This window comes from Corallococcus sp. 4LFB, assembly GCF_046520365.1.
In the GTDB taxonomy this organism is placed as follows: Bacteria; Myxococcota; Myxococcia; order Myxococcales; family Myxococcaceae; genus Corallococcus; species Corallococcus caeni.
The window spans coordinates 1-5,675 of sequence record NZ_JBKGHJ010000506.1; the positions used below are offsets into that span (position 1 = coordinate 1).

Consider the following 5,675-nt stretch of genomic DNA (forward strand, 5'->3'; position numbering starts at 1 on the left):
CGTGGCTACCTGGGCTACAACGCCACGTCCTGGTTCGAGCCGAGCGTGCCGGACCGCCACCCGCGCGACACGGGCTTCCCGGACTCCGAGTGGCTCGTGGCCGAGGACTTCGTCACCCACGACACGCGCACCCAGACGCTCAAGGCCATCGCCATCGCGCGGCCCGCGCTGCACGGCAGCGTCGCGCAGGCGCTGAAGGACGCGGAAGCGCGCGCGGAGGCGATGGCGGAGAGGCTGCGCCGGCCGCTGCCTCCGGAGGCGTACGCGCCCTCGCCCTCGCAGAAGAACGCGCCGGCCCCCGTCGCGTGCTGGGACCGCGAGGGCTACGCGCGGGCGGTGGAGAAGGTGCAGGAGTACGTGCGCGCGGGGGACTGCTTCCAGGCGGTGCTCGCGCGCCGGTTCGAGGCGCAGGGCGCCATCCCGCCGCTGTCGCTCTACCGGGCGCTGCGGCGGGTGAACCCGTCGCCGTACCTGTTCCTGGTGGACCTGGGCGAGGCGCGGGCGCTGGTGGGCGCGTCGCCGGAGCTGCTGGTGCAGGTGCGCGACGGGGACGTGGTGGTGCGGCCCATCGCGGGCACGCGGCGCCGGGGCGGCTCCGAGGCCGAGGACGTGCGGCTGGAGAAGGAGCTGCTCGCGGACGAGAAGGAGCGCGCCGAGCACATCATGCTGGTGGACCTGGGGCGCAACGACGTGGGCCGCGTGGCCGCCCCGGGCACCGTGCGCATCGAGGACCTGATGATCATCGAGCGCTACAGCCACGTGATGCACATCGTGTCCCAGGTGCGCGGCAAGCTGGACACCCCGCGCTTCGACGCGCTGGACGCGCTGGCGAGCACCTTCCCCGCGGGCACCGTGTCGGGGGCGCCGAAAATCCGCGCGATGCAGATCATCGACGAGCTGGAGCCCATGCGGCGCGGGCCCTATGCCGGCGCGGTGGGCTACCTGTCCTTCTGCGGCACGCTGGACGTGGCCATCGCGCTGCGCACCTTCTTCGTGGACGGCGACCGCACGATGTGGACCGCCGGCGCGGGGCTGGTGGCGGACTCGGACCCCATGAAGGAAGCGGACGAGACGGAAGCGAAAGCGGGCGCCATGGCCGCCGCGCTGCGCCTGGCGCGCGAAGGAGGCGGGCGGTGATCCTCGTCATCGACAACTACGACTCGTTCACCTTCAACCTGGTGCAGCTGCTCTACACGCTGGGCGCGGAGGTGAAGGTCGTGCGCAACGACGCGCTGGATGCCGCGGGCGTCGCGGCGTCGGGCGCGTCACACCTGGTGGTGTCCCCGGGGCCGTGCACGCCGCACGAGGCCGGGGTGAGCGTGGCGGCCATCTCCCAGGCGCGCGTGCCGGTGCTGGGCGTGTGCCTGGGGCACCAGTCCATTGGCGCGGCGTTCGGCGGGCAGGTGGTGCGCGCGCCGGAGCCCGTGCACGGCAAGGCGGCGCTCATCCGGCACGAAGGCACCGGCGTCTTCACGGGCGTGCGGCAGGGCTTCCAGGCGGCGCGCTACCACTCGCTGGTGGTGGCCGCGGACTCCATGCCCGCGGAGCTGGAGGCCACGGCGTGGAGCCAGGACGGCCTGGTGATGGCGCTGCGGCACCGCACGCGGCCGGTGGTGGGGCTGCAATTCCATCCGGAGAGCGTGCTGACGCCGGAGGGCCCGTCGCTGGTGCGCAACTTCCTGGAGGGGAAGCTGTAGCGCTCAGCCCTTCAGGTGCGTGGTGTCGTTCCAGCTCACGAGGACCGGCTGCCTGCCGCCGGCCTCGGAGCCCAGCACGCTGATGGACGCCGTGCCCAGGTGGAACAGCCTGCCGCCGTCCGGGGGCAGGCCCAGCCAGCGCGCGGCGAGGATGCGCAGGAGGTGCCCGTGGGAGAAGACGAGCACGTCGTCCTGGAGGGCGCGGGCCGCCGCGATGACGCGGTCCACGCGGGCGCCCACCTCCTCCAGCGTCTCCCCGTTGGGGACGCCGTCCGCCCACAGCGTCCAGCCCGGGCGCGTGGTGCGGATGTCCGCGCCGGTGCGGCCCTCGTAGTCGCCGTAGTCGAACTCCATCAGGTCGTCGCGCTTCTGGGCCACGTCGCCGTAGCCCGCGAGCACGCACGTCTCCAGGGCGCGCGACAGCGGGCTGGTCCACACGGCGGCGAAGCGCCACGCGCTCAGGGGCGCATGGAGCTGCTCCGCCATCTGGCGGCCTTCCTCCAACAGCGGCAGGTCCGTGCGGCCGGTGTGCTGGCTGCTGCGGCTCCACTCCGTCTCACCGTGACGGACGAGGACCAGCTGGGGAGCGCGTGAGTTCATGGCGCCAATCTGTGTCAGCCCGTGGCGGGACGGGAGGAAAAAAGTGCCGGGGCTACCGCTTCCGTGTTCGCCACTCCTCACGGCTCTGGCCCCAGATTTCGACCTCGTGGTCGTTGTAGGGCGCCGGCAGCATGCCCATGCGCAGGAAGCGCGAGCCCAGCCGGCGGGCCACCTGCTTGGACGGCTCGTTCGGCGGGGAGATGGAGTGGATGACCTCCGTCCACCCGAGGTGCTCGAAGGCCCAGTCGATGGTGGCCGCCGCGCCCTCCGTGGCGTAGCCCTTGCCCCAGGCGTCGCGGGACAGGCCCCAGCCGACCTCCGGGCCCGGCCAGTCCGCGGGCATCCAGGGCCCGAGCCGGCCCACCCACTTCCCGGTGGACTTCTCGAACAGGGAGAACATGGCGAAGCCCTGGAGGGCCCAGGAGCCGGCCATGGCGCAGACGGCGCGCCACACGTTGGAGCGGGGCTGGAGGCCGCCGATGTAACGCGCGGTCTCCTCGTCCGCCATCATCGCCACGAAGCCGTCCAGGTCCTGGAGCGTGGGGGGACGCAGGATGAGGCGCGGCGTTTCGAGGGTGGGGCCCAGCGTGGGCGGGGTGTGCATGTCCGGTCTCCGGGCGCCGGAAGACGTCCGGCGCGCGGAGGGGACCTTAGCGCTTCAGGCCGCGCTTGATGTCCGCGCAGAGCTGCTTCGCCGCGGCCGGGCCGTCCGCGTGGGCGGCCTTCACCAGGGCGCTGCCCACGACGACGCCGTCCGCGTGGGCCACCAGCGGCCGGGCCGTCTCCGCGTTGGAGATGCCGAAGCCCGCCACCACCGGCACGGACGCGGCGCGCTTCACCAGGTCCAGCCGCTGCGACAGGTCCGGCGGCAGCTCCGCGCGCATGCCCGTCACGCCCGCGACGGACACGCAGTAGACGAAGCCCCGCGCGTCCCTCGCGATGGCCTCCGCGCGCGCGGGCGGTGTCGTGGGCGCGCACAGGGGCACCAGGTCGATGCCTTCCTTGTCGAACGCGGCGCGGATGCCCGCGCTCTCTTCCGGAGGCAGGTCCGGGAGGATGGTGCCCACGATGCCGCGCTCCCGCGCGAGCTTCGCGTAGCGCTCCTCGCCCATGGCCATCACCACGTTGACGTACGTCATGATGACCAGCGGCGTCTCCGGACAGCGGCGGCGCACCTCCGGCACCACTTCGTCCAGCACGCGGCGCAGGGTGGCGCCGGCCTTCAGCGCCCGCTCCGACGCGGCCTGGATGACGGGGCCGTCCGCGATGGGGTCGCTGAACGCGACGCCAATCTCCAGCACGTCCGCGCCGCCCTCCACCATCGCGGCGAACACGTCCACGGACCTGGGCAGGTCCGGGTCGCCCGCCATCGCGTACGCCACCAGCGCGCCTTCTCCCCGGGCCTTCGCCCGGGCGAACGCCTTGCCCAGCTCCGCGCTCATGACTTCACCCCCGTCGCCGGCGGCACGCCGCGCGCCGAGATGGTCGCCACGTCCTTGTCGCCCCGGCCCGAGCAGTTGATGACCAGGTGCTTGCCCTTGCCCATGTCGCGGGCCAGCGAGCGCGCCGCCGCGAACGCGTGCGACGTCTCCAGCGCGGGGAGGATGCCCTCCGTGCGCGCCACCTCGTAGAAGGCCGCGAGCGCGTCGTCGTCCGTCGCGGTGCGCACCTCCATGCGGCCCGTCTTCGCCAGGTGCGCCAGCTCCGGCCCCACGCCCGGGTAGTCCAGGCCCGCGGAGATGCTGTGCGCCTCCTGAATCTGGCCGTTCTCGTCCTGGAGCACCAGCGAGCGCGAGCCGTGCAGCACGCCCTCCGTGCCCAGCGTCAGCGACGCGCCGTGCTGGCCGGAGCCCAGGCCGTGACCCGCCGCCTCCACGCCCACCAGCCGCACCGCCGTGTCCGGGATGAAGGGGTGCAGCGCGCCGATGGCGTTCGAGCCGCCGCCCACGCACGCGATGATGGCGTCCGGCAGCCGGCCGAGGGCGGCCAGCGTCTGGGCGCGGATCTCCCGGCCGATGACGGATTGGAAGTCGCGCACGATGGTGGGGTAGGGGTGCGGGCCCGCCGCGCTGCCGATGACGTAGTAGGTGTCCTGCACCTGCGACACCCAGACGCGCATGGCCTCGTTCATCGCGTCCTTGAGCGTGCGCGAGCCCGACTCCACCGGCCGCACCACCGCGCCCAGGGCGCGCATGCGGAAGACGTTGAGCGCCTGGCGCTCCACGTCCAGCGCGCCCATGAACACCTCGCAGGGCAGGCCGAAGAGGGCGCACGCGGTGGCGGTGGCCACGCCGTGCTGGCCCGCGCCCGTCTCCGCGATGATGCGCTTCTTGCCCATGCGCCGGGCGAGCAGCACCTGGCCCACGGTGTTGTTGATCTTGTGCGCGCCCGTGTGCGCCAGGTCCTCGCGCTTGAGCCACACCTGCGCGCCGCCCCAGGCCTCCGTGAGGCGGTGCGCGGGCGTGAGCGTCGTGGGGCGGCCCACGTATTCGCGCAGCACGCGCGTCACCTCTTCGCCGAAGGACGCGTCCGCTTGCGCCTTCGCGTACGCCTCTTCCAGCTCCAGCAGCGCCGGGACCAGGGTCTCCGGCACATAGCGTCCGCCGTAACGGCCGAAGCGGCCCACGGCAGTGTCCGTCGTCATGGCATGACTCCTCAAAGGTTGAGGGACCGGACCGTGCGCACGAAGGCGCGCACCGCGTCCAGGTCCTTGATGCCAGGGGAAGACTCCACCCCGCTGGCCACGTCCACACCGTAGGGCCGGGTGGCCCTCACGGCCTCGGCTACGTTCGAAGGCTTGAGCCCGCCCGCCACCAGCACCGGCAGGCCACAGTCCGCCAGCTGCTTGACCAGCGACCAGTCGAAGGTGACGCCGCCGCCGCCGTAGCCCGGGGCCGCGCCGTCCAGGAGCAGCCCCGCCACGTCGCCCACGCCCACGTAGCTCCGGGCCTTCGCCACGTCGTCCGGCCCGCGTACGCGCAGCGCCTTGATGACGGGCACGCCGTAGCCGGAGCAGGCCTCGGGGGGCTCGTCGCCGTGGAGCTGCACGGCGGTGAGGCCGCACTCGCGCACGCGCACGCGGATGTCCTCCGGCGTCGCGTTGACGAACACGCCCACCATGGCGGCCAGCGGAGGCCGCGTGCGCGCGAGCGCCGTTGCCGTGGACAGGTCCACGAAGCGGGGCGAGCCCGGATGGAAGTTGAGCCCCATCGCGTCCGCCCCCGCCGCCCAGACGCCCTTCGCGTCCGCGACGCGCGTCACGCCGCAGACCTTCACCAGGACGTTCATGGCCCGCCGCCTTCCAGGCCGAGCAGCCGGCGCAGGGCGCGGCCCGGGTCGGCGTCGCGCACAGGGACTCGCCCACGAGCACGGCGTTGG

General features: G+C 73.4%; 7 protein-coding genes. 2 read left to right on the plus strand and 5 right to left on the minus strand.

The features are described from left to right. Both ACLEQD_RS35340 and ACLEQD_RS35345 read left to right on the plus strand, forming a co-directional pair. Window positions 1–1,137, plus strand: a 1,137-nt coding sequence (locus tag ACLEQD_RS35340) for an anthranilate synthase component I family protein (protein ID WP_410390175.1), incomplete at its 5' end; no start/stop codon positions are given. Next, window positions 1,134–1,697 (plus strand): anthranilate synthase component II, encoded by a 564-nt coding sequence (locus ACLEQD_RS35345; RefSeq protein ID WP_410390177.1) that lies wholly within the window; start codon window positions 1,134–1,136, stop codon window positions 1,695–1,697. The genes ACLEQD_RS35340 and ACLEQD_RS35345, both read left to right, overlap by 4 nt. Window positions 1,698–1,700: 3 nt before the next feature. Here ACLEQD_RS35345 and ACLEQD_RS35350 read toward each other — a convergent pair whose 3' ends face one another. From ACLEQD_RS35350 to ACLEQD_RS35370, 5 genes are read right to left on the minus strand one after another with little or no spacing between them, the layout of a single operon-like run. Next, window positions 1,701–2,297 (minus strand): histidine phosphatase family protein, encoded by a 597-nt coding sequence (locus ACLEQD_RS35350; protein ID WP_410390179.1) that lies wholly within the window; start codon window positions 2,295–2,297, stop codon window positions 1,701–1,703. Window positions 2,298–2,349: 52 nt separating this feature from the next. Next, window positions 2,350–2,901 (minus strand): GNAT family N-acetyltransferase, encoded by a 552-nt coding sequence (locus ACLEQD_RS35355; protein ID WP_410390181.1) that lies wholly within the window; start codon window positions 2,899–2,901, stop codon window positions 2,350–2,352. Between the two features lie 46 nt (window positions 2,902–2,947). Beyond that, complete coding sequence (trpA, locus tag ACLEQD_RS35360; protein WP_410390182.1) at window positions 2,948–3,739, minus strand: tryptophan synthase subunit alpha; 792 nt, start codon at window positions 3,737–3,739, stop codon at window positions 2,948–2,950. Next, the gene (gene trpB / locus ACLEQD_RS35365) at window positions 3,736–4,941 is read right to left on the minus strand and encodes a tryptophan synthase subunit beta (RefSeq protein ID WP_410390184.1); all 1,206 of its coding nucleotides are present in this window, start codon (window positions 4,939–4,941) and stop codon (window positions 3,736–3,738) included. Before trpB ends, trpA begins: the two co-directional genes overlap by 4 nt. An 11-nt stretch (window positions 4,942–4,952) precedes the next feature. After that, the gene (locus tag ACLEQD_RS35370) at window positions 4,953–5,585 is read right to left on the minus strand and encodes a phosphoribosylanthranilate isomerase (RefSeq protein ID WP_410390186.1); all 633 of its coding nucleotides are present in this window, start codon (window positions 5,583–5,585) and stop codon (window positions 4,953–4,955) included. Between the last annotated feature and the right edge of the window lie 90 nt (window positions 5,586–5,675).

Coding starts and splice junctions, on each gene's coding strand:
- ACLEQD_RS35350 (WP_410390179.1), bottom strand. CDS start 2,297: ATGAACTCACGCGCTCCCCAGCTGGTCCTCGTCCGTCACGGTGAGACG.
- ACLEQD_RS35355 (WP_410390181.1), bottom strand. CDS start 2,901: ATGCACACCCCGCCCACGCTGGGCCCCACCCTCGAAACGCCGCGCCTC.
- trpA (WP_410390182.1), bottom strand. CDS start 3,739: ATGAGCGCGGAGCTGGGCAAGGCGTTCGCCCGGGCGAAGGCCCGGGGA.
- trpB (WP_410390184.1), bottom strand. CDS start 4,941: ATGACGACGGACACTGCCGTGGGCCGCTTCGGCCGTTACGGCGGACGC.
- ACLEQD_RS35370 (WP_410390186.1), bottom strand. CDS start 5,585: ATGAACGTCCTGGTGAAGGTCTGCGGCGTGACGCGCGTCGCGGACGCG.